The 21,561-nt window shown below is 74.3% G+C and carries 21 protein-coding genes and 1 tRNA gene; 16 read left to right on the forward strand and 6 right to left on the reverse strand.

Annotated features, from left to right (window positions below; genetic code table 11):
• The 7 genes from Q7T67_RS09550 to Q7T67_RS09580 form a co-directional block, all read left to right on the forward strand.
• A partial coding sequence (locus Q7T67_RS09550) for a hypothetical protein (RefSeq protein ID WP_304788442.1) occupies positions 1-654 on the forward strand: 654 nt, incomplete at its 5' end.
• Positions 651-2,309, forward strand: a complete 1,659-nt coding sequence (locus tag Q7T67_RS09555; protein WP_304788444.1) for a glycosyltransferase family 39 protein — start codon at positions 651-653, stop codon at positions 2,307-2,309. The genes Q7T67_RS09550 and Q7T67_RS09555, both read left to right, overlap by 4 nt.
• A 66-nt stretch (positions 2,310-2,375) precedes the next feature.
• The gene (locus Q7T67_RS09560) at positions 2,376-3,923 is read left to right on the forward strand and encodes an NAD(P)/FAD-dependent oxidoreductase (protein WP_304788446.1); all 1,548 of its coding nucleotides are present in this window, start codon (positions 2,376-2,378) and stop codon (positions 3,921-3,923) included.
• Positions 3,924-4,186: 263 nt separating this feature from the next.
• Positions 4,187-5,560 (forward strand): cysteine--tRNA ligase, encoded by a 1,374-nt coding sequence (gene cysS / locus Q7T67_RS09565; RefSeq protein WP_304788448.1) that lies wholly within the window; start codon positions 4,187-4,189, stop codon positions 5,558-5,560.
• An 8-nt stretch (positions 5,561-5,568) separates the two neighbouring features.
• Positions 5,569-6,726 (forward strand): 23S rRNA (guanosine(2251)-2'-O)-methyltransferase RlmB, encoded by a 1,158-nt coding sequence (gene rlmB, locus Q7T67_RS09570; protein WP_304788450.1) that lies wholly within the window; start codon positions 5,569-5,571, stop codon positions 6,724-6,726.
• A 165-nt stretch (positions 6,727-6,891) separates the two neighbouring features.
• The gene (gene sigH, locus Q7T67_RS09575; protein WP_304788453.1) at positions 6,892-7,554 is read left to right on the forward strand and encodes an RNA polymerase sporulation sigma factor SigH; all 663 of its coding nucleotides are present in this window, start codon (positions 6,892-6,894) and stop codon (positions 7,552-7,554) included.
• 68 nt (positions 7,555-7,622) lie between these two features.
• The gene (locus tag Q7T67_RS09580; protein WP_304788455.1) at positions 7,623-8,060 is read left to right on the forward strand and encodes a hypothetical protein; all 438 of its coding nucleotides are present in this window, start codon (positions 7,623-7,625) and stop codon (positions 8,058-8,060) included.
• Positions 8,061-8,077: 17 nt separating this feature from the next.
• On the opposite strand, the gene Q7T67_RS09585 is transcribed toward Q7T67_RS09580, so the two are convergent.
• The gene (locus Q7T67_RS09585; RefSeq protein WP_304788457.1) at positions 8,078-9,958 is read right to left on the reverse strand and encodes an ABC transporter ATP-binding protein; all 1,881 of its coding nucleotides are present in this window, start codon (positions 9,956-9,958) and stop codon (positions 8,078-8,080) included.
• 131 nt (positions 9,959-10,089) lie between these two features.
• Between Q7T67_RS09585 and Q7T67_RS09590 the strand changes: the two genes are divergently transcribed.
• Entirely contained in the window at positions 10,090-11,292 is a 1,203-nt protein-coding gene (locus Q7T67_RS09590) for a hypothetical protein (RefSeq protein WP_304788459.1), read from the forward strand.
• 109 nt (positions 11,293-11,401) lie between these two features.
• Positions 11,402-11,475, forward strand: a tRNA-Thr gene (locus Q7T67_RS09595).
• Positions 11,476-11,568: 93 nt separating this feature from the next.
• Here the strand turns inward: Q7T67_RS09595 and Q7T67_RS09600 are convergent.
• The 3 genes from Q7T67_RS09600 to Q7T67_RS09610 all read right to left on the reverse strand — a co-directional run bounded on the left by Q7T67_RS09600 (position 11,569) and on the right by Q7T67_RS09610 (position 13,892).
• Positions 11,569-11,979: a cupin domain-containing protein gene (locus tag Q7T67_RS09600; RefSeq protein WP_304788461.1), complete on the reverse strand. Its 411-nt coding sequence runs from the start codon at positions 11,977-11,979 to the stop codon at positions 11,569-11,571.
• A 91-nt stretch (positions 11,980-12,070) separates the two neighbouring features.
• A complete protein-coding gene (locus tag Q7T67_RS09605; RefSeq protein WP_304788463.1) occupies positions 12,071-13,339 on the reverse strand; it encodes an MFS transporter in 1,269 nt (422 codons plus the stop codon).
• 4 nt (positions 13,340-13,343) lie between these two features.
• Positions 13,344-13,892: a cyclophilin-like fold protein gene (locus tag Q7T67_RS09610; protein WP_304788465.1), complete on the reverse strand. Its 549-nt coding sequence runs from the start codon at positions 13,890-13,892 to the stop codon at positions 13,344-13,346.
• Between the two features lie 68 nt (positions 13,893-13,960).
• Here Q7T67_RS09610 and Q7T67_RS09615 point away from each other — a divergent pair, with 68 nt between their 5' ends.
• The 6 genes from Q7T67_RS09615 (at position 13,961) to Q7T67_RS09640 (ending at position 18,837) form a co-directional block, all read left to right on the forward strand.
• On the forward strand, positions 13,961-14,860 hold the full coding sequence (locus Q7T67_RS09615) for a LysR family transcriptional regulator (protein WP_304788467.1): 900 nt from the start codon (positions 13,961-13,963) through the stop codon (positions 14,858-14,860).
• Positions 14,861-14,962: 102 nt separating this feature from the next.
• Positions 14,963-15,811, forward strand: coding sequence for a 1-acyl-sn-glycerol-3-phosphate acyltransferase (locus Q7T67_RS09620; protein WP_304788469.1), 849 nt, complete (start codon positions 14,963-14,965; stop codon positions 15,809-15,811).
• Positions 15,812-15,865: 54 nt separating this feature from the next.
• Positions 15,866-16,411 (forward strand): RNA polymerase sigma factor, encoded by a 546-nt coding sequence (locus Q7T67_RS09625; RefSeq protein ID WP_304788471.1) that lies wholly within the window; start codon positions 15,866-15,868, stop codon positions 16,409-16,411.
• Positions 16,408-16,758 (forward strand): hypothetical protein, encoded by a 351-nt coding sequence (locus tag Q7T67_RS09630; protein WP_304788473.1) that lies wholly within the window; start codon positions 16,408-16,410, stop codon positions 16,756-16,758. The genes Q7T67_RS09625 and Q7T67_RS09630 overlap by 4 nt, the downstream gene beginning before the upstream one ends.
• Positions 16,759-16,795: 37 nt before the next feature.
• Positions 16,796-17,611, forward strand: a complete 816-nt coding sequence (locus Q7T67_RS09635) for a rhomboid family intramembrane serine protease (protein WP_304788475.1) — start codon at positions 16,796-16,798, stop codon at positions 17,609-17,611.
• A complete protein-coding gene (locus Q7T67_RS09640) occupies positions 17,608-18,837 on the forward strand; it encodes a hypothetical protein (protein ID WP_304788477.1) in 1,230 nt (409 codons plus the stop codon). The genes Q7T67_RS09635 and Q7T67_RS09640 overlap by 4 nt, the downstream gene beginning before the upstream one ends.
• Here the strand turns inward: Q7T67_RS09640 and Q7T67_RS09645 are convergent.
• Entirely contained in the window at positions 18,830-20,008 is a 1,179-nt protein-coding gene (locus Q7T67_RS09645) for a glycosyltransferase (protein ID WP_304788479.1), read from the reverse strand. The genes Q7T67_RS09640 and Q7T67_RS09645 overlap by 8 nt on opposite strands.
• Positions 20,005-20,970: an ABC transporter substrate-binding protein gene (locus Q7T67_RS09650; RefSeq protein WP_304788481.1), complete on the reverse strand. Its 966-nt coding sequence runs from the start codon at positions 20,968-20,970 to the stop codon at positions 20,005-20,007. The genes Q7T67_RS09645 and Q7T67_RS09650 overlap by 4 nt, the downstream gene beginning before the upstream one ends.
• A gap of 11 nt (positions 20,971-20,981) precedes the next feature.
• Here Q7T67_RS09650 and Q7T67_RS09655 point away from each other — a divergent pair, with 11 nt between their 5' ends.
• Positions 20,982-21,263 (forward strand): 4a-hydroxytetrahydrobiopterin dehydratase, encoded by a 282-nt coding sequence (locus tag Q7T67_RS09655; RefSeq protein ID WP_304788483.1) that lies wholly within the window; start codon positions 20,982-20,984, stop codon positions 21,261-21,263.
• Positions 21,264-21,561 lie beyond the last annotated feature (298 nt).

The following is a 21,561-nucleotide window of genomic DNA, read 5'->3' on the forward strand; positions in this document are numbered from 1 at the left end:
AGGCCCGTCCGCGCCGGGGCGACCGCGCCCGGCGCCGGGTCGGTCGAGGCGCGCCCGGCGGCGGTCCGCGACCCCTGGGCCGTGGTCGCCGGTCTGCTGCTCTTCGGCGTCGCCTGGCTCGTCCTCGTCGCGATCATGACCGAGCGCGGGTACTCCGGGAACGAGCGGTACCTCATCCAGCCGGCCGCGCTCCTGATCGTCGCCGCCGGCACGGCCGCCGGACTCGTGCTGCGCCGGCTCCCGGCCCCGGCGCGGACGGGCCTCCTCGTCGTCGCCGTCGGCGGCATCGGCTTCGCCGCCGTCAGCGAGCTGCCCGAGCAGGTCGACAGCGTGCTCTACGAGGGCCGCCTCGTCCACGGCCTCGACGACGCGATCGCGTCCGCCGGTGGCGCCGAGCGCCTGAAGGGCTGCGGCGCGGTCAGCACCCTGAACCTCATGGTGCCGCAGGTGGCCTGGGCGCTCGACGAGCACGCCGTCGACGTCAAGGACGCGAAGTTCGCCCGCACCCCCGTGGTGCTGCGCCTGCGCCTGCAGGAGGGCGACATCCTGCGTCCGAGCGTCGGCCGCGTGCCGTCGCTGCCCGTCCTCGCCCGCACCCCGTACTGGCAGATCGAGGCGGCGGACTGTCCCGCGACGCCCGGAAGGACCCGATGAGCACCACGGACACCACGCCCGCCCCCGGGCGCCCGGCCGGTCTGCCCGGCGCGGCCCCCGCGGTCACCGGGCTGCGTCGCAGCGCCGCGTGGTTCGTGGGCCGGGGCGCGCCGTTCACCGTCCTCCTGCTGCTCCTGTGGTCGGCGTACCTGCGCACGCGCAACATCGACGCCCCGTTCTGGATCGACGAGGGCATCAGCGTCGGCGTCGCGCACTTCCCCTTCGCCGATATCCCCGCCGCCCTGCGCCTCGACGGCAACCCGCCCGTCTACTACCTGCTGCTGCACGGCTGGCTCCGGCTCTTCGGGGACTCCGTCGCGGCCGCCCACTCGCTCTCGACGGTGTTCGCGCTCGCCGCGGTCCCCGGCGTCTTCCTGCTGGCGCGGCGACCGCTGGGGACCGGTGTGGCGCTCGGGGCCACCGCGCTGGCCGCGACCCTGCCGTACCTGACGTACTTCGGGCAGGAGACCCGGATGTACTCGATGGTGGCGTTCCTGTCCGTCGTCGTGGCGGGCCTGCACCTGCGCCTCTTCGACGTCGGGGCGCGTCGGGTCCAGGTCGCGCTCGCCGCCGTCCTGATCGTCCTGCTCTACACCCACACCTGGGGCGTCTTCCTCGTCGGCGGCAGCGTCCTCGCCGTCGGCGCCCGGGCCCTGATGCAGCCCGACCGCGCCGGGCGCCTGCGGGTCGTGAAGATCGGCTTCGTCGTGCACCTCGCGGCGGCCGTCGCGTGGGCGCCGTGGATCCCGATCCTGGCCAAGCAGGCCAGCGAGACCGGGGCGCCGTGGTCGCTCAAGCCGACCTTCACGATGCTCCTGGAGGCCGTGGGCTCCGTCGTCCAGCCGCAGATCCCGGCCGTCGTGATCCTCTGCTCCGCCGTCTTCGGCGCGACGGTCATCGCCGGCTCCGCGAAGGGGCGCGTCGCCGGACCGAACATCGCCCCGCAGGCCGAGGCCCGCGTCCTGCGCCAGCACGCGCTGGTCCTCGTCGTGATGCTCGTCTCGACGATGCTCTTCGCGTGGTTCGCGTCGCTGGTCAGTCCCGCCTGGGCCAACCGCTACATGGGCGTCGCGGTCGGCCCGGTCGTGCTGCTGGGCGGCATCCTGCTGACCCGCACCGGGCGTGCGCCGCTCGTCGTGCTGCTGCTGCTGGTCGCCCTGTGGGGCACGAGCACCCAGGGCGCCCGGCTGCGCGACAAGGCCACGCCGGAGGCCATGGTCAAGGCGACGGCGCCGGAGCTGCGCCGGGGCGACCTCGTCGTCTCGGTCCACCCCGAGCAGCTGCCGGTGATCGCCTACGGGCTCGACCACCGCGGCGTCGCCGACGGCGTCCGCTACGCCACCGCGCTCGGCCGACAGCAGGACGTCCGGATCTTCGACTGGCGCCGCGGCCTGGACCGCATGAAGGCCGCCGAGCCGTGGGTCGTGGCCGATCGGCTGATCCGCGCGCAGCGGCCCGGCTCGTCGATCCTGCTGGTGCTGCCGGTGATCTCCCGCGGCAACTGGTCGGGTCCCTGGACGAAGCTCGTCGCGGACAACACGAAGGCCTGGCGCGCCCTGCTGCAGGCGGACCCGCGACTGCGCATGGTGGGGCGCCGACCCGTGATCGGTCCGGCGCAGGGCGTCTTTGGCGTACTCTTCGAGGTTCGGCCGTGACCTTTTCCCAGGTCGCGGGTACTGGTCCTTGACCATGCTGCACGCAGCACGACCGTAGGAGTCAGGATGAACGACGGCCCCACAACGCCTTCGAGCACCCACACCGCGCCCGAGGGGCGCACCATGGTGATCGGCGGCGGGCCCGCAGGCCTCACGGCCGGCTACCTGCTCGCGAAGCGCGATGCGGACGTCGTCGTCTACGAGGCGGCCGACCAGGTCGGTGGCATCGCGATGACCGTCGTGCGCGACGGCTACCGCTTCGACCTCGGCGGCCACCGCTTCTTCACCAAGGTCCGCGAGGTCGAGGACCTCTGGTACGAGATCATGGGCGACGAGTTCCTCCGTCGTCCTCGCATGTCGCGCATCTTCTGGAACGGCAAGTTCCTGGACTACCCGCTCAACGGCATGGACGTCATCAAGAAGCTCGGCCCGGTCGAGCTGACGCGCTCGGGCCTGTCGTACATGTGGGCGCTGGCCAAGAAGCCGTTCCGCCGCAAGCCCGAGGCCTCGCTCGAGGAGTGGGTCTCCGCCCGCTTCGGCAAGCGGCTCTACGAGCACTTCTTCAAGACCTACACCGAGAAGGTCTGGGGTCGTCCCGCGAGCGAGATGACCGCCGACTGGGCCGCCCAGCGCATCAAGGGCCTGTCCTTCATGACGGCGGCCAAGGACGCCTTCTTCCCCTCCAAGACCGGCGACATCAAGACGCTGATCACGGAGTTCGACTACCCCCGCTACGGCCCGGGGCAGATGTGGGAGAAGATGACCAACGCCATCGAGGAGCGCGGTGGCTCCATCGAGATGGAGTCCCCGATCGAGCGGATGAAGGTGCAGGACGGCCGCATCACCGAGATCACGGTGAACGGCGAGACCATCACCGACTTCGGCAACGTCGTCTCGTCCCTGCCGCTGCGCAACCTGCTGCGGATGACCGAGGGCGCACCCGACGATGTCCGCGCCGCGGCCGAGGGCCTGCGCTACCGCGACTTCCTCACGGTGTCGCTGATCCTCGAGGGCGAGGATCCGTTCCCGGACAACTGGATCTACATCCACGAGCCGGGCGTCATCGTCGGTCGCGTCCAGAACTTCCGCTCGTGGAGCCCCTGGATGGTCCCGGACGAGACCAAGGCCTGCGTCGGCATGGAGTACTTCTGCTTCGAGGGGGACGACCTCTGGACGTCGTCCGACGAGGACCTCGTCGCGCTCGCGACGAAGGAGCTCCAGGAGATCGGGCTCTCGAAGCCCGGGCAGGTCGTCAAGGGCTACGTCGTGCGCGTCCCGAAGGCCTACCCGGACTACGTGGACGGCTACGCCGAGAACGTGCAGACCATCAAGCGCTGGGTCTCCTCGATCGAGAACCTGCAGCAGGTCGGCCGCAACGGGCTGCACCGCTACAACAACTCGGACCACTCCATGCTCACCTCGATGCGCGCGGTGGACAACCTCTACGGCGAGCAGCACGACCTCTGGGAGGTCAACGCCGAGGACGAGTACCTCGAGGAGGGCGAGACGAAGCAGTCGCCCTACCCGTACCAGGCGGGCAAGACCCCGTCGGGCGAGGTCGGCCTGCACGACGACGTCGCCATCAAGACCGGCGAGGGCGTCTCCGGCTCCTAGCCTGCCCCGCGCGCGCCGGCCGTCGGCCGGCGCGCACCGCGTCCTCGACGGCCGCCCTCCGGGGCGGCCGTCGTCGTTCCGTGGCCGCGGCATCGACGGCACGGACGGCGGCCCCGCCCGGCCGGCGGACCGCCCGCCGCTCGCCCGGGCCCTCCCGTGGCGGGCGGAGCCGGCCGGACGGACGGGTGACGCGGGGATCGAACCCGTGGCCGCGCGAGAGGGGCCCCGGGTGCGGCCCCCGGGCCGCGATACCCTGATCCGTCGTGCGCACGATCCGGATCCACGACACCGCAGCGGGGGAGCTCCGTGAGCTGACGCCGCGCGTGCCCGGCGAGGTCGGGATCTACGCGTGCGGCCCGACGGTCTACAACCGGATCCACGTCGGCAACGCCCGGCCGTTCGTCACCTTCGCGCTCCTCAAGCGGTTCCTGCAGCACGAGGGGTACGACGTCACGCTCGTCTCGAACCTGACGGACGTCAACGACAAGATCTACGCCGCCGCCGTGCGGACGGGGGTCCCCTCGACGACGCTGGCCGAGGAGATGGGGGCCCACTACCGGGCCGACACCGACCGGCTCGGTCTGGGCCGGCCGGACGCCGAGCCGCTGGCGACGACCTCGATGCCCGGCATCATCGCCCTGATCGCCGACCTCGTCGAGCGCGACGCCGCCTACGAGGCGGAGGGCGACGTCTACTTCCGCGTCCGCGCCGACGCGCGCTACGGCTCGCTGTCCCGCAGGGACGTCGACATGATGGACCAGGGGGAGGGGGACGACCCGGTCGGTCTGGCCCTCAAGCAGGACGCCCTGGACTTCGCCCTCTGGAAGGCGACCAAGCCCGGCGAGGACGTCGCCTGGGACAGCCCGTGGGGACGCGGCCGGCCCGGCTGGCACATCGAGTGCTCCGCGATGGCGGAGGAGGCCCTCGGGGTCGGCTTCGAGATCCACGGCGGCGGCAACGACCTGGTCTTCCCGCACCACGAGAACGAGGCCGCGCAGACCCGCTGCGCCCGCGACCACGAGCTCGCGCAGCTCTGGATGCACACGGGCATGATCGAGCTGCGCGGCGCGAAGATGTCCAAGTCGGTCGGCAACATCACGCCGCTCGTCGAGGCGCTCGACGACATCGGACGCGACGCGCTCGTGCTGCTCTTCGCGTCGTCGCACTACCGGCAGCCGCTGAACTGGGCCGACGACTCGATCGAGCAGGCCCGCGCCGGGGTCCGGCGGATCCGCGAGGCGGGCCGGCTGCTCGTCGACGGGCCGTCGCCCGAGGACCTGGCCGGGGAGCTCGAGGCGTTCTTCGCCGCCCTGGCCGACGACTTCAACACCGCCCGCGCGCTCGGCCACCTGTGGTCGTGGGTGCGCGAGGCGAACCGCCGCACCGCGGCGGGCGAGCGGGTCGGCGACGCCGACCTCCGCACCATGCTGGCCGTGCTCGCCCTCGACGGGGTGCTGGACGGCCCCGACGACGGTGGCCCGGACGATGCCGCGCTCGCGCTCCTGCGCGAACGCGACGCGGCACGGGCGGCGAAGGACTGGGCGCGGGCGGACGACCTCCGCGACGCGCTCGCGGCGGACGGCTGGACCGTCCGCGACGGCGCCTCGGGCGCCGAACTCGTACGAACCGAAACGTAGGCACCACCATGGCACCTGGAAAGCCGAAGGGCGGCGGGGGATCCCGCGGCGACCGGCCGGGCGGCAAGGGGTCGGGCGCCGAGTCGCGCGACGCCCGCCGCGCGGCGAACATCAAGGGCGGCAAGGCCGCGCGCGACGCGCGGCGCGCCGAGGGCGGGCGGAAGGGCAACAAGCCCCCCGAGTCCGGGGCCCCCGATCCGCGGGGCGACGGCTGGTGGGGCGACCAGCGCGGCCCCGACTACTGGAAGGCCCGCAAGGCCGGCAAGATCCCGTCGCCCGCCGCGGTGGCCCGTGGTGAAGCCGAGGCGCCCCGTCGGGGCCGCGGCGGCAAGCCGGGCGGGCGTCCGCCGAAGGGCGGTCCCGCCGGCCGCGACGACCGCGGCCCGCGCCGCGACGACCGGCCCCGTGCCGAGGCGCCGCCGCTCCCGCGCGACATGCCGCTCGAGGGGCAGCTGCTCTACGGCCGCAACGCCGTCCACGAGACCCTGCGCGCCGACCGGCGTCCCGTCCGCGCGATCTGGGCGACGGCGGCCACCGCCGCGGCCGAGGACTGGCTCGAGGGCGAGGACGTCCGCACGGCGGAGACCGATGCGCTGACCACCCTCTGCGGCTCGCCCGACCACCAGGGCGTCGTCGCGGCCGTCGACCCGTACCCCTACGTCGAGCTCGCCGAGCTCCTCGCCGTCCCGTCGCCGCTGATCGTGGCGCTCGACGAGGTGCAGGACCCCCAGAACCTCGGAGCGATCGCCCGCACCGCCGAGTGCGTGGGCGCGACGGGGATGATCATCTGCCGCCACCGCGCCGCCGAGGTGACCCCCGCAGCCGTGAAGGCGTCCGCGGGCGCCACGGAGCACCTGCCGATCGTCCAGGCGCGCAACCTGGCCGACGCCCTGGCCGAGGCCAAGGCCGCGGACGCCTGGGTCTACGGCGCGGCCGGCCGCGAGGAGGGCGCCGTGCCCTACACCCAGCCGGACTACACGGGGGGCATGGTGCTCGTGATGGGGGCGGAGGGAACGGGCCTGCGGCCCCGCGTCGCGGCGACCTGCGACGCACTCGTGGCGCTGCCCCTGCGGGGGCGTCTGGACAGCCTCAACGTGGGGGCTGCGAGCGCCGCGCTCCTGTACGCGATCTTGCATCAGCGAGATCGTGTTGACAACGGGACATAACCCTGTCAGATTCACCGCGTCGTGACCGTCGACCTCAGGTCTAGACCGGGCCCTCGGGGTCGGCGTCAACGACGAACATCGCAGCACCAAGTCAGCTCTTAGCGCCGTGGGAGGCGCGCGTTACGAGGCTTCAAGACCGCGTGGAGGCGGTCGGAAAGGCATCTCGTGGCACAACTCAAGACCAGCCCTAACGCTCAACGTCAGGTTGAGGATGGGTTTCTCATCGCCCGTGCGAAGCGCGGAGATGAAGCATCGACAACCCGCTTGATCCAGCGGTACCAGGGATTCGTCCGGATGAAGGCCAGTTCCTTCTTCCTGTCCGGCGGAGATCGCGACGACCTCATCCAGTACGGCCTGATGGGCCTGTACGAGGCGATCCGCGATTTCCGCACGGACCGGGAGTCGAGCTTCCGCAACTTCGCCGAGCTCTGCATCACGCGCCGGATGATCACGGCCATCAAGGCCGACAACCGGCACAAGGCCAAGCTGCTCAACGACGCCGTGTCGCTGTCCTCGCCGCCCCCCGGGGCGTCGGAGGGCGAGAGCACGATGCACGACGTCATCGCCGGCCCGCAGAAGCACGACCCGGCCCGCCTCGCGGTGGACCGCGACGAGCTGCGCGCCCTCGTCTCGTCCGTCCCGGAGCTGCTCTCGGACCTCGAGTCCCGGGTGCTCGCGCTCTACCTGCGCGGCCGCTCGTACGAGGAGATCGCGGAGCGCCTGGGCTCGGACACCAAGCGGGTGGACAACGCCCTCCAGCGCGTCAAGCGCAAGATCGGCGACTTCCTCCGCGAGCGGGAGCGCGTGCCGCTCCGCATCGTCTCGTAGGACCCGCCCCGCGCGGGGCGAGCGGCGACGCGCCACGTCGGCGCGTCCCGCGCACTACAGTGCGCGCCATGACGGTCGCGCCGCCCACCGCCCTCACCGACCCGACCGGCCACGTGCCACTGGCCGTGTCGGTGGTGGGGGTGGTCCTCCTGGTGATCATCGCGGTCGTCGCGCTGCTCGCCCTCACCGGCTTCCTGGCCGCCCGCCGCCGCGACGAGTCGCAGCGCGCAGGGACCGACGAGCGCATCCGCGCCGCCAACTCCGCGCTCGCGGCCGCCCACGCGGCCGACGAGGGCTGGGACCCCGTCGTGATGCGTGCCGCGGCGCTCGAAGCCGCGCGGAGCCGCGGGATCGCGGCCCCGTCCGCGGTCGGCCTCAGCCTCGTCTCCGTCGACGACCAGCCCGGCGTCGACGACGACCGGGCCACCTTCGTCGTCGCGGACGGCGAGCGGACCCACGAGATCGTCCTCGGCCGCAGCGCCGACGGGGCCTGGCTCCCCGTCTGACCCCGCGGCCCCGCGGACTACCGCTCCGGCGAGGGGCGGCCCAGCAGGGCGTCGGAGACCTCGCCGGTCTGCACCGACCACAGCGCCGCGTAGCGGCCGCCGCGGGCGACGAGCTCGTCGTGCGTGCCGGCCTCCGCGACCACGCCCGCGTCCATCACGTGGATGCGGTCGGCGTGGCGGATCGTCGAGAGCCGGTGGGCGATCACGATGGTCGTCCGGTCGTGGGCGACGCGCAGCAGGGATCGCTGGATCGCGGCCTCCGTCTCGTTGTCCACGGCGCTGGTGGCCTCGTCGAGGACGAGGATCGCCGGGTCGCGGACCAGGGCGCGCGCGATCGTCAGTCGCTGGCGCTGGCCACCGGAGAGCTTGACGCCGCGCTCGCCGACCGGCGTGTCGTAGCCGTGGGGGAGGGCCTCGACGAACTCGTGGGCCTCCGCGAGCTCCGCCGCCCGCCGCAGCGCGTCGTCGTCGGCGTCCGGCGCCCCGTAGCGCAGGTTCTCGGCGACGGTCCCGTCGAAGAGGAACGTGTCCTGGCCGACGTACCCGACGGCCCCGCGGAGCGCGGTGAAGGACAGCTCGGCGGCGGGGACGCCGCCGACCGTCAGCGCGCCCGAGTCCGGGTCGTACAGGCGCAGCAGCAGCTTGACCACCGTCGACTTGCCCGCGCCGGTGGCGCCGACGATCGCGTGGGTCTCGCCGGCGGGGACGTCGAGCTGCAGCCCGTGGAGGACCGGGATCCGGTCGGCGTCGTCGACCGCGGCGTCGGGGCGGGCGCCGTAGGAGAACCGCACGTCGGCGAAGCGCACCGGCAGGGGGACGGCGACCCCGTCGGCGGCGCGGTGGTGCAGCTCACGGGTCCCGGGCCGGATGGTCACCGGGACGTCCAGCAGGTCGAGGATCCGCCGGATCGACGCGACGCCGCGCTGGTAGAGGTCGAGCGTCTCGCCGAGCTGCGTCAGCGGCCAGAGGAGGCGCTGGGTCATGAACACGAGGACGGAGTACAGGCCGATCTCGAGGGTGCCGTCCAGCGCGGCCCGCCCGCCCAGGACGAGCGTGAGGATGAAGCCGACGAGGATCGCCATCCGGATCAGCGGGACGAAGGCGGAGCTGTAGGCGATCGCCCGGCGGTTCGCCACGGCGTAGTCCAGCGAGGCTGCACGGACGCGCGCGGCCTCGCGATCCTCCGCGCCGAACGCCTTGATCGTGGCGATGCCCCCGAGGTTGCCGCCGATCAGACCGCCGAGGCGGCCGGCACGCTCGCGGACGGCCTCGTACCGCGGACCCAGGCGTCGCTGGAACAGCAGCGAGCCGGCGATGATCACCGGGATCGGGACGAACGCCGTCAGCGCGAGCGACGGGGAGATCGTGAAGAAGACCGCGCCGACGGCGATGACGTTGGTGACCGTGAGGATGATCTGGGCGGCCCCGACGTCGAGGAACCGCTCGAGCTGGTTCACGTCGTCGTTGAGGACGGTCAGCACGCGACCGGACTCGCGGTCCTCGAACCACGCGGTGTCCAGCTCCTGGACGTGCCGGTAGGCGTCGACGCGCAGGTCGTGCTGGAGGTCCTGCGAGAGCCCGCGCCAGAGCCGGGCGGCCACGTAGTCGCTCGCGCTCTCCAGCGCCCAGGCGATCGCGGTCAGGCCGCCGAGGATCAGCAGCTGGTCCTCGCGGTCGGCGACGTCGAAGACCTGCCCGACGAACGACCCGTCCGTCCGGACGACCACGTCGATCGCCACGCCGATGAGGAGCTCGGGGGCGATGTCGAAGAGCTTGTTGAGGACCGTCGAGACGACCGCGAGGACGATCCGTGGGCGGAACGACGACGAGCGGCCCCAGAGACGCTGGAGCGGGTGCTCGTCGTCCGCCCGTGGTTCGAGGGTCGCGTCGCCGGCCATGTCCGGAGGGTAGGAGCCGGAACGTCCGGACGGTTGTGCGCCCCGCCCGCGTCCGCGACGCTGTCGCGGTGCTGTGGTCCCGAACGTCCGACCGGTCATCGTCCCGACGCCTCCGCGCCGCCCTCGGGGTGGTGGTGCTCGTCGTCGCCCTCGCGGCCGTCGCGTACGTCGCGACCCGCGACACCTCCGACGACCGGGCCCGCGACGAGGTGGTCGCGTCGGTCCGGGAGCTCGTGACCGCGGCGGCGGTCGTCCCCGACCTCCGCGGGCCCAGGCTCTGCGACCGCCTCACCGCCGGGACGCGCGAGCGCCTCGACGCCCTCCTCGAGCTCTCGAGCACGAGCGAGGCGCGGCGGGGCTGCTCCGTGGCGGTCGCCGAGGTGCCCTGGCGGCTGCGGCCGATCACGGCCGACCGCGACCGGACGGACGCCGACACGTGGGACGTCCGCATCGACGGGGATCGCGCCGTGGTGGACCGCGGGGGCGAGGGGGTCCTGCGCCTCGCGCGCATCGCCGGGCGCTGGCAGGCCGACCTCGAGGCCGATCCTGCATGGGCCCACCGGCTCGTCGTCGCCGAGGCGTGCACGCGCGCGGGCCGGTCGGCCGCCGGCGTCGTCCCACCGCGGGGGACCGTCTCGAGCCTCCGGGCGTACTTCGCACGGAACGCCCGGATCCTCGAGATCCTCGCCCGCCGCGTCGGGCGCGAGACGCCGCCCCGCGGGCTCGCCGCCACCGACCGGCGGCTCGTGGAGGCGACGACCGTGGCCGCCCGGCGCTTCCGGACCGCGGCGGCGCGGGTCAGCGCGGACCCGGACCGGCTCACCTCCGTCCTGCGTCGGGTGTCCCCGGACGGCTACGACCTCGTCGCCCAGCTGCCCGCGACGGTCAGCCTGCGCTTCCGGCGGGCGGTCGGGTTCTGCTTCACGGACACCGCGGTGATCGCGGACCCGAAGGGCGCGGCCCGGCTCGACCGCATCTGCGCACGGGCCGCCCGCCCGCTCGCCGAGCTGGGTCCCATCCGATCGCTCGCCGACCTCCGGGCCTACGCCTCCGCCGTCCGGGCGGCGCTCCGGCCGCTGCCCGGCGGCCTCAACCGGGTGCTCCTCCCGCGGGGCCAGGAGCCGGTGCGGGAGGCGGTGCTCGCGCGCATCCGCACGATGTCGCGGGACGCGACGGGCTTCGCCGCCGCGCTCCGGGCGGGAGGCCTCCCGTCGAGGGCCCTGGCGGAACGGGTCGAGCTCACCGGCGTGGCGATCGATCTGGGGCTCCGCCAGCTCGGTGTGCGGTGCCTGGTCGGGGACGGCGCCGGGGCGGCGCGGGGCACGCCGATCTGAGGTCGGCCCCACGGGCGGGGCGGTCGGGGCGGCGCCGGTCCGCCCGGGCCCACGGGCCTCGACGACCGTCCCGCGGGCCGCCGCCCCGCTAGTACGATGCGGCGTCTCCGCCCGCGTAGCTCAGTTGGCCAGAGCAGCGCTCTTGTAAAGCGAAGGTCGTCAGTTCGAATCTGACCGTGGGCTTCCGCCGGGGACGGACGGCGACGGGGTGCTCCCCCGTCGACCCGGCTCCGGCGGGCGTGCCGCTCCCGGGAGCGACCGCGTCGGGCTCCGGCGTCAGGCCCCCTCGCCCGTGGCGTCGTACTCGTCGTCGGTGACGTGCCGGCCCCAGGTGACCGGGCTGCCGGACTCGTCGTTCTGCTGCAGCGCGACGTGCGCCATGAACCGGCCCGGTGCTGCGCCGTGCCAGTGGTTCTCCCCGGGCTCGAAGAAGACGCGGTCGCCGGCGCGGAGCGTCTCGACCGGCCCGCCCTCGCGCCGGCAGAGCCCGACGCCCTCGGTGACGAAGATCGTCTGGCCGTGCGGGTGGGTGTGCCATGCGGTCCGAGCACCGGGCGTGAAGTGCACGAGCGCGGCGGCGAAGGTCGACGTGGCCTCGGGGGCGGCGACGGCGTCGATGTAGACGTCGCCGGTGAACCAGTCGGCGGGGCCCTTCTGGGTGTCGACGGTGGTGCGGGTGATGATCATGGTGCGTCTCCTGGGGTCGGGATGTGATGCGGGAAGGGCGTGGCTCCGGCCGGGCCGGTTCGTGCCGTCGAGGACGTCCGGCAGGGGCAACCTATGCCCCGACCACGGGGCGCATCGGGAACGCGCGGCGCCGTCCCAGGACCGCCACCGTCAGCGCCACGAGGGCGAGGGCGACCATCGCGACCGGCAGCGCCGAGCCGCCGAGGTCGCCGACGACGACCGCGCCCAGGACGCCCGCGCCGAAGATGGCGAGGTTGAACGCGACGCCGAGCATCGAGTTGGCGACGTCGGCGTCGTCCCCGGCGGCGATGCCGATGGCGGTCTGCAGCTGCGCCGCGGCACCCCCGAACGCGAGCCCCCAGAGGACGACGGCGCCGACGACGGCGACCGTGGACCCCCGTCCCAGGCCGAAGACGACGCCGGCCACGACGAACCCGAGGATGCTCGCGAGCACGAGCGGACGCAGGGTGCGATCGATCAGCGCCCCCGTGACCGCGATCCCGGCGAGCGCGGCGACCCCGAAGACGACGAGGGCCAGGTCGACCGACAGGTCCACGCTCCCCGAGTCCAGGTACGAGGAGACGTAGGTGTAGAGGACGTTGTGGGCGAGCATCCACGCGACGATCACGGCGAGCACGACGGCGACGCCGGGGATGCGCACGATCCGGGAGGACGGGGTCTGCGAGCCGGCCTCCTGGCCCGGGGCGTCCGGGACGAGGGTGGCCGCGAGCACCACGGTGGCCAGCGTCAGCACCGCGAGCGTCCCGAAGGACCAGCGCCAGTCGAAGGTCGTGCCCAGCCACGAGCCGAACGGCGTCCCGATCGCCAGGCCGACCGGGGTGCCCACCGAGGCGATCGCGAGCGCCCGGCCCGCGAACCGCGGCGGGGTGATGCGCCGTGCGTAGCCGGCCGTCATCCCCCAGAGGAGTCCGGAGAACGCGCCGGCCACGAAGCGCGCGACGAGCGACAGGACGAGCACCCCGGAGACCGCCGTCACGACGTTGGCGACGAGGAACCCGAGGACGGCCACCAGGAACACCGGCTTGCGGCGCATGCCGCGCGTCAGGGCCACGGCGGGGATCGCGGCGACCACGGTCCCGAGCGCGTAGACGCTGACGAACTGTCCGGCGACGCCCTCGGACGTGCCCATCCCCGCGGCGATCTGCGGCAGCAGGCCTGCGGGCATCGTCTCGGTGGCGATGAGGAGGAACCCCGTGAGGGCCATCACGAGGACGGCCGCCAGGGGGAGGCGATCCCCGGGGGTCCCGACCCCGGAGGCCGGGACCGGCGTGTCCTGTGCGACCCCGAGGTCCGGGGCGGAGGGGCCCGGCGTCGGTGCGACGTGGTCGTGCGTGCCCATCGGTCTACCGCCCGCCCCGCTGCCGCTCGACCCGGACGCGGACGTCCGGGGCGCGACGGAGCGCCCCGAGGTCGCCCGAGAACCGGCCGATCCGCACGATGCCGTCGAAGTACGGCGCCGCGTCGTCGTAGTAGAGGACGAGGTCGCCGCCGGGAGCGTAGTAGCCGATGTCGCCGGCGCGGGGGTCGTGACCGTCGGGGGCGCCCTCGGTGGAGAGCGGCCGGGACAACCCGCCCGTCTTCTCCGCACCGTCGTGGTCGCTCATCGTCACGGTCTGCGGCAGCAGCGCGGCGAGCCCGCGTGCGGTCGCGTTGTCGTCCAGCCGACCCACGAACTCGGACCCGTCCACGGTGATCCCGATGTTCCGCGTCGTGTCGCCGAGGCGACCCTCTGCCGTCGCCCCGCCGTCGCTCCCGGAGATCGGCGACGCGTCGGTCGCCGCAGACGTCGTGCGAGGCGGTGCGTCGCCACGGTCGCCGGCGGTCTCCGAGCCGCCGCATGCGGCGAGTGAGACGGCTGCCAGCACGGGCAGGACGAGCGGTGCGGTCCTCATGCCTCCATGGTGCGGTGCGGTCACATAGATTCCCAATACGAGGATGTGCCCTAGCATCGGATTCTCCTATGGATCCGCGCCGTCTCCTGACCTTCCGGGTCGTCGCCCACGAGCGCTCGTTCTCCCGCGCCGCGGAGCAGCTGTCGCGGTCGCAGCCGTCGGTCTCCAGCCAGATCGCGTTGCTGGAGACGGAGATCGGCGTGCGGCTCTTCGACCGGGCCCGTCGCGGGCTGCGCCTGACGCCCGCCGGCGACGTCCTGCTCGAGCACGCCGACCACGTCGCCTGGCGCCTGGCCCTGGCCGACGAGCAGCTCGCCGCCCTCGCCGGCGCCCATCGCGGGCAGGTCCGTCTGGGGTCGTTCCCGACCGCGATGGCCGGGCTCGTCGCGTCCGGCATCGCGCGGCTGCGCGCCGCCGGCGGCGACATCCGCGTGCTCGTCGACGAGGTCACGTCGGAGACGCTCGAGCCACGGCTCCTCGGCGGCGACTTCGACATCGCTCTCGGGTACCAGGACCGCGCGCGTCCCCGCCGCGAGATCGAGGGTGCCGAGCGCGTCGACCTCGTCGAGGAGACGTTCCTCGTCGGCCTGCCCGTCGAGCATCCCCTGGCCGAGCGGACCGGGACGCTCGAGCTGGCCGAGCTCGCCGGCGAGGACTGGATCATGGCCTCCCCGCGGGGCTTCCTCTCCGACGCCTGCCGCGAGGCGGGCTTCGAGCCGCACATCGTCGCCCTGTGTCACGAACCCGTCGGCACCCACGGCATGATCCGACGCGGTCTCGGGATCGGCTTCGTGCCCAGCCTGCTCGTCCACGAGCACCCCGACATCGTCATGCGCCCCGTCGCCGGTCCCCTTCCCCGCCGGCAGATCTACGCGATGCTGCCGCCCGGGGAGCGCCACCCGCACGCCCGCCACGTCCTCACGGCCCTGCGGGAGGCGGCCGACGACTTCGCCCCGCGGGGCACGTGACGCCGCACGGAGAGGTGCTGTAACCCCGGCCCTCGTGCGGGGTCCTTCTTGCAGATGGATCGCGAGTCACCTGCCCCCGAAGTCCGCCCCGAGACCGTGCCGGTGCTCGCGCGAGGCGCCGTCCCGGAGGCCGCCGGGAAGGCGGAGCGCCCGGACCTCGACCGCGACCAGCGGCTCGCCCTGCACGCCCGGGTCGGCAAGGGCGTCAACCCGCTCGTCTACTGGACCGTGCGGGCGTTCTTCCAGCCCTTCTTCCACGTGTACTTCCGGCTGTCGCGCATCGGCCGCGAGCACATCCCCGCGACGGGCCCGGTCATCTTCGCGGCCAACCACCGCAGCTTCCTCGACCCCTTCGTGATCGGTGCGATGTCGCGCCGCCCGCTCTACTTCGTCGCGAAGAAGGAGCTCTTCCGCAAGCCGCTGCAGCGCTGGTTCCTCAACAGCCTCGGCGCGTTCCCGATCGATCGCGGCAACGCCGACGGCGACGCCATGAGCACCGCCCGCGCGGTGCTCGAGCGCGGCGACTGCGTCGTCATCTTCCCCGAGGGCACGCGCACCCGCCCGGGCGGCATCGGCCGTCCCAAGCGCGGCGTCGGCCGCCTCGCGCTGGAGACCGGCGCGCCCGTCGTCCCGGTCACCGTCCACGGGACGAGCCACATCCGCACGACGTGGCGGATCCGCCCGCACAAGGTGAGCGTCCGGGCGGGCCGGCCGCTGACCTTCCCGCAGGTCGAGGACCCGACGAGCGAGCTGGCCACCGCCGTGACCTCGCGCATCTGGCCGTGCGTCGAGCTCGGCTGGAACAGCCTTGGCGGGCACACCACCGAGCGCGGCATCGGCGTGGATCCCGCGCTGCTGCGTCCCGAGCTGGCCCCGGACGGCCTGGCCCCCCAGCGGACCCTGGCCCCCGCGGCCGACGACCGTCCCGACCGGAAGGCCGACGCCGTCTAGGCGGGCGCGTCGCGGACGACGGGCACCCCGCCGCATGGCGGTACAGTGCTCGACGTGGAAAAGGCCGAGCTCGACGACCGGTTCTCCGAGCTCTACCGGGACCACCTCCGCGACGTCTACTCGTTCGCCTACTACCGGGTCGGCAACCACCACGACGCGGAGGACCTGACCGAGCAGACGTTCCTGCAGGCCTACCGGCACTTCGAGCGTGCGCTCCGCGAATCGGACGGGCGGCCCCTGCGGCCCTGGCTGATCCGCATCGCCCACAACCTCGCCGCCAACCTCTTCCGGGACCGGTCGCGCCGCCCGCAGACCTCGATCGACGACGACGACTCGACGACGATCCTGCGGGCGACCCACACGACCGAGGACCTCGTGGAGGGCCGCGACGAGCTGGGACGCATCCTCGCCGCCGTGCAGCACCTGCCGGACGACCGCCGTGAGGCCCTGATCATGCGCTTCGCCCTGGGAATGGACAACCGCGAGATCGCTCGCGCGATGGGACGCTCCGACGGGGCGACGAAGGTGCTGATCCACCGGTCGATCAAGCAGCTCGAGGGCATCGTGGCCGAGACGCCGACCCAGGGGCTCCCCTCGTGAGCAAGTCCGCCCTGAACATCGAGACGCTGCTCCGCGAGGCGATGGCGCCCGTCGAGCCGCCCGAGCGGCTCGGGACCCGGGTCGAGACCACGCTGCGGAACCTGTCGGAGCTGGCCGCCGACGAGCTCGAGTCGTGGGAGCTCGCCGCGATGCGCGACCCCCGCAACTGGGTCCGCCCGGCCGTCGCCGTCGCCGTCGGCGGCGTGGCCGGCACCGGCCTGGCGGTCGTCCGCTGGCGACAGGTCAGCCGCTCCCGCCGCGGGCAGGCCGGAGCGACCCTGGACCGGGCCGCGGAGGACGTCGCAGGTGCCGTGCGCCACGGGCTCCGGCGCCTTGGCGGTCGTTGATCGCGGCCTCAGCCACGACCGGTACGCTCCCGGACCGATGGCCACCTGTTACCGCCACCCGTCGCGCGAGACGGGCGTGGCCTGCTCCAACTGCGACCGTCCGATCTGCCCGGACTGCATGACCCCGACCCCGGTCGGGATGCGGTGCCCGGAGTGCGCGAAGGAGAAGACGCGCGTCCACACGATCGGCTCGATCGCCGGCACCCACGCGCCGCAGCTGACGCAGGCGATCATCGCGATCTGCGTCGTGGCGTTCATCGCCGGGGGCAACTTCGGCGTCGGTGGCGGGCCCGAGGCGTCGTGGATCGATCGTCAGGGCTGGCTCTACGGCCCGCAGGTCGCCGACGGCGAGTGGTGGCGGCTGGTCACCGGCGGCTTCCTGCACGCCGACCTGCTCCACATCGCCCTGAACATGGTGCTGCTGTGGTTCCTGGGCAGCCAGATCGAGGCCAAGCTCGGCACCGCCCGCTTCGGTCTCGTCTACCTGACGGGTCTCCTGGGCGGCTCGCTCGGCGCGCTGATCCAGACCCAGGGCGTCACGGTCGGGGCGTCCGGTGCGGTCTTCGGGCTCGCCGGCTACCTGCTCGTCGAGATGCGCCGCCAGGGCGTCAACCCGTTCCAGAGCCAGCTCGGCTTCCTGATCGTCATCAACCTCGTGCTGTCCTTCCGGCCCGGCGTCAGCTGGGGCGGCCACCTCGGCGGCCTCGTCTTCGGGGCCCTCGCGGCGCTGGCGCTGCAGGAGGGCGCGCGTCGCGGGCCGCGCTGGCTCGGACCGGCGCTCTGCGGGGCTCTCTGCGTGGTCGCCGCCGTCGCCGCCGTGTCGGTCGCCGAGCCGTTCGGGGCGTTCGCGTGAGGCTGCCCTCCGGGCGCCGGCCGGCCGGCGCACGCCCATCCCGCCGCGTCCTGCTCGTCGGGCTGGCCGTCGTCGCGCTCGTGGTCGTCGGGGTCGTCCTCCTGACCACGGGCGGGGGCGGCTCGCCCGAGGAGCGCCGCGACGCGATCGCCGCCTCCGAGCGCCTCACGTCGTCGGTCACCGCCCGCCCGACCCCGACGTCGCGTCGCCTCTGCGCCGCCGTGGGCCCCCGCACCCGCGGCGAGCTCGCCGCCCTGGCCCGCTACCTCCCCGCCCCGCGCACGGAGTGCCGGAACCTCCCCAACCGCCTGCTCCGCGCGGCGCTGGAGCCGCTGCCCGGCGTCGCCGGCCGGCCGCTGGAGGCCGAGGTCGACGGGGACGTGGCGACCGTGAGCCTCGTGGACGGACCGGAGGTCTCCCGGGCGACGCGGACGGCCGACGGCTGGCGCGCGGACCCCGGCGTCGGCGGGCTCGGCGCCTGGCGCCTGGAGACCGCACGGCGGTGCTCCCGTGCGCTGACCACGAGTCGCATGGCCCCGCTGACCCCGGATCCCACCGGCTACCGGCGCGCGGTCACGGTGCGGCTGCGCGGGGTCGTCGACGTGCTCGACATGCTGCAGGGCGACCGGCTGCCCGGTGCCCTCGACGGCCGTGTGAGCGAGCCCCGCAACGGCCTCACCGAGCTGCGCGACGGCCTGCGCCGTGCGCTGCAGGCCTCGGAGTCCGGGGACGCCGCGCTCGCGCGCAACGCCCCCGACAGCGCCCAGCTCCCGTCCGTGCTGCAGCTGCTGGAGGCGTTCGCGTCGCTCCGCGAGCTCGGCGCCCCGTGCCTCGGGGGCCCCAGCTCGCCCGGCGCGGTCGATGCCGGAAACGCGGTCTGCGCGGCCTACCGGCAGTCCGTCGACACGGGCTACCGCGTCATCGGCCGGTCCGAGACCTCGGCCGTCGCGGCCGACGGCTTCCGGACGCTGGCCGGCGCGTGGCGGCAGATCAGCCGTCGCATCGGTGCGATCGACCTCTCCGCCACCCGCAGCCTGCAGCCCGTGCAGACCGACGCGGTGCGCTCCGGCGCCCTGGTCGCGGTCCTGGCCGACCGCCTGGCGACGCAGACCACCGAGGGCGGTGGCCCGAGCGACGCGACCGCCGCCGATCTCGACCTGGCGCAGCAGAGCGCGCTGGACGCCCTGATGGCCCTGGGCTTCCGGGAGTGCGGCGCGATCAGCTGAGGGCGCTGCCCCGCGGCGGGTCGGTGACCTCCGCGTAGAGGCGCTGGATCCCGTCCGCGAGGCGGTCGGCGCCGAAGCGGGCCGCCGCGTCGGCGGAGGCGAGCGCCCCGAGCCGCGAGCGGCGCTCCGGGTCGTCGCGGAGCGCGGCGAGGGCCTCCGCCAGCGCGACGGGGTCCCCGGGCGGGACGAGGACGCCGGTGCGGCCGCCGTCGAGGATCTCGCGCAGACCGCCGTGGTCCGCGGCGACGACGCAGCACCCGGCCGCGGCCGCCTCGAGCGCGGCGTTGGGCAGCGGGTCCGGGTGCACCGAGGGCACCGCGACGACGTCCGCCGCGGCGTAGACGAGGCCGACGCGGTCGACGAAGCCGGGCAGCCGGACGCGGTCGGCGACGCCGAGGGTCGCGGCCCGCGAGCGCAGGGCGTCGGCGAGGGCGGGGTCGTCGCGCCAGGCGGAGCCCGCCAGGAGGACCACGGCGCCGGGATCGTCCCGCAGCGGGGGCCCGCCGAGCGCCTCCACGAGCAGCTCCTGGCCCTTCCAGGCCGAGAGGCGCCCGAGCAGCGCGACGACGAACGCGTCCTCCGGGAGGCCGAGCTCGGCCCGTGCGGTCGCTCGGTCGACGGGATCGGGCGCGAGGGCCAGGCCGTCGTGGAGGACCCGGGCGCGGCCGCGGCGGGGGAGACCGTCGAACTGCGCGCGCACCGCCTGGCTGACGCACGGGACGGCTGCGGCGCTCAGCAGCATCCGCCCGTAGGCCGGCCACGGGCGCTCGAAGCCCGTGTAGATCTCGCGGACGTGCCAGACGTGGGGGATGCCCAGCGCGGCGGCGACGGGCGCCCCGCCCAGGGTGACCGAGGTGTTCGTGTGGACGACCGCGACCCCCCGTGCGCGCGCCACGCGCCCGAGCCCCAGCACGTCGGCGGTCCACTCGCGGCCCACCTGCAGGAGCCCCCGCGGCGACAGCAGCTCGCGACGGAGGACGGAGAGCGGCCGGACCAGCACCTCGCAGCCGACGGAGCGCAGGTCGTCGACGAGCGGGCCGTCCTCGGCGAGCACCGCCGTCGCGCGCCACCGGTCGGGGTCCAGGCCACCGGCCATCGCCACGAGCTGCCGGTCGGCCCCGTAGCGGCCGGCCGAGCTGTGCAGGTACAGGACGCGACGCGCGCGGCTCACGCTCGCGCGGCCCGTCGTCGGGACGTCGCCGCCCGGGGCACGTCGAGGACGTCCGCCGCGGGTGCGGGCACCCGGTCGGGGTGCAGGACGTGCGCCAGGAGCTCGAGACCGTCGACGAGGCGCGGACCCGGCCGGGCGAAGAGGCCGGAGGCGTCGACCGCGACCACGCGCCGCGGTCCGCCCTCCCACAGCCGTTCCGCGCGGGGGACGGCCTCGGCCAGCGAGCGCTCGGCGTCGTAGCCGCAGGGCATGCAGACGACGACCTCCGGCCGCAGCAGCGCGAGCTCCTCGAAGGTGGTGCGGGCGCTGCGCTCCCCCGGGAGACCGAGCAGGTCGGTCCCGCCCGCCAGCTCGATCAGCTGCGGGGTCCAGTGACCGGCGACGTACACCGGGTCGAACCACTCCACCGCTGCGACGCGCGGCCGATCCGCCCCCCGGACGGCCACGCGGACGCGGTCCACGCGGGTGCCGATGGCGCGACGGAGCGCCGCGCCGGCGTCCGGGACGTGGCAGACGGCCGCGACCGCGGCGACGTCCTCGAGCGTCTCGCCGAACGTGTGGGGGTCGAGCGCCAGGACCTCGGGCGTCCCCGGCATCTCGCGGCAGAGCGCGACGACCTCGTCGTGGGACACGGCGCAGACGGTGCAGAGCGCCTGGGTGACCACGAGGTCGGGGCGCAGCCGCTCGAGCAGGTCGACGTCCAGCCGGTTCGACCCGCCGCCCGCGGCCGCGAGCTGCCGGACGGCGGCGTCGATCCCGGCGGCGTCCAGTCCCGCGGGCAGGGCGCTCGAGGTCACCTGCGGCAGGTCCCGCGCGGCCGCGGGGTGGTCGCACTCGTGGGACACGCCGACGACGCGATCGCCCAGCCCGAGGGCGAACAGGAGCTCCGTCGCGTGGGGGACGAGCGACACGATGCGGCGCGGACCACGGGTCTTGAGGCGGGCGGGCGGCAGGTGCTCCACTATGCCTGGTTATGGCAGATCTGATCGGTGACGCACGACTCGACACGTGGCTGGAGGCGCGGGCGTGGTCCCGGAGCGGCGAGGCCCTGGAGCGGGAGTGGTCGTTCGCCGACTTCGCCGGCGCCCTGGCGTTCGTCAACGCCGTCGGCGGACTGGCGGAGGCCCAGGGTCATCACCCGGACATCACGCTCCACGACTTCAACCAGGTGCGCCTGCGGCTGTCCACCCACAGCGCGGGCGGGGTGACCGAGAACGACCTCGAGCTGGCCGAGCGGGTCGACGAGCTGCAGTGACGAACGTCCAGCCGGGCGATCCGAGGCGTCGCGTCTCGCTTTCGTGTTGGCCCGTTTCGGTCAACGTGGTGTCCGAAAGCTAAGGACTTCGGCCGATTTCGGCCATTCGCCGGAACGCCGGCGGACCTGCCCGGCGGCATCCGTCACTATGTCCCTGTCCGAGCCGATCCTGGTGCGGCTGGACGGGACAACACGGTGCAGTGCCCGGGACGGCGCTGCACCACATAGGGACGGGCGATTCGTCGCCCCGACCACCACACACACGCACGGATGACCCCGAGGAGCTCGCTCCTCGGGG

The organism is Patulibacter sp. (assembly GCF_030655195.1).
In the GTDB taxonomy this organism is placed as follows: Bacteria; Actinomycetota; Thermoleophilia; order Solirubrobacterales; family Solirubrobacteraceae; genus Patulibacter.

What these genes read in the sequence shown, in the direction of transcription:
- Q7T67_RS09555 (WP_304788444.1), top strand. Translation starts at nt 651, where the DNA reads ATGAGCACCACGGACACCACGCCCGCCCCCGGGCGCCCGGCCGGTCTG.
- Q7T67_RS09560 (WP_304788446.1), top strand. Translation starts at nt 2,376, where the DNA reads ATGAACGACGGCCCCACAACGCCTTCGAGCACCCACACCGCGCCCGAG.
- rlmB (WP_304788450.1), top strand. Translation starts at nt 5,569, where the DNA reads ATGGCACCTGGAAAGCCGAAGGGCGGCGGGGGATCCCGCGGCGACCGG.
- Q7T67_RS09580 (WP_304788455.1), top strand. Translation starts at nt 7,623, where the DNA reads ATGACGGTCGCGCCGCCCACCGCCCTCACCGACCCGACCGGCCACGTG.
- Q7T67_RS09585 (WP_304788457.1), bottom strand. Translation starts at nt 9,958, where the DNA reads ATGGCCGGCGACGCGACCCTCGAACCACGGGCGGACGACGAGCACCCG.
- Q7T67_RS09600 (WP_304788461.1), bottom strand. Translation starts at nt 11,979, where the DNA reads ATGATCATCACCCGCACCACCGTCGACACCCAGAAGGGCCCCGCCGAC.
- Q7T67_RS09605 (WP_304788463.1), bottom strand. Translation starts at nt 13,339, where the DNA reads ATGGGCACGCACGACCACGTCGCACCGACGCCGGGCCCCTCCGCCCCG.
- Q7T67_RS09610 (WP_304788465.1), bottom strand. Translation starts at nt 13,892, where the DNA reads ATGAGGACCGCACCGCTCGTCCTGCCCGTGCTGGCAGCCGTCTCACTC.
- Q7T67_RS09615 (WP_304788467.1), top strand. Translation starts at nt 13,961, where the DNA reads ATGGATCCGCGCCGTCTCCTGACCTTCCGGGTCGTCGCCCACGAGCGC.
- Q7T67_RS09635 (WP_304788475.1), top strand. Translation starts at nt 16,796, where the DNA reads ATGGCCACCTGTTACCGCCACCCGTCGCGCGAGACGGGCGTGGCCTGC.
- Q7T67_RS09655 (WP_304788483.1), top strand. Translation starts at nt 20,982, where the DNA reads ATGGCAGATCTGATCGGTGACGCACGACTCGACACGTGGCTGGAGGCG.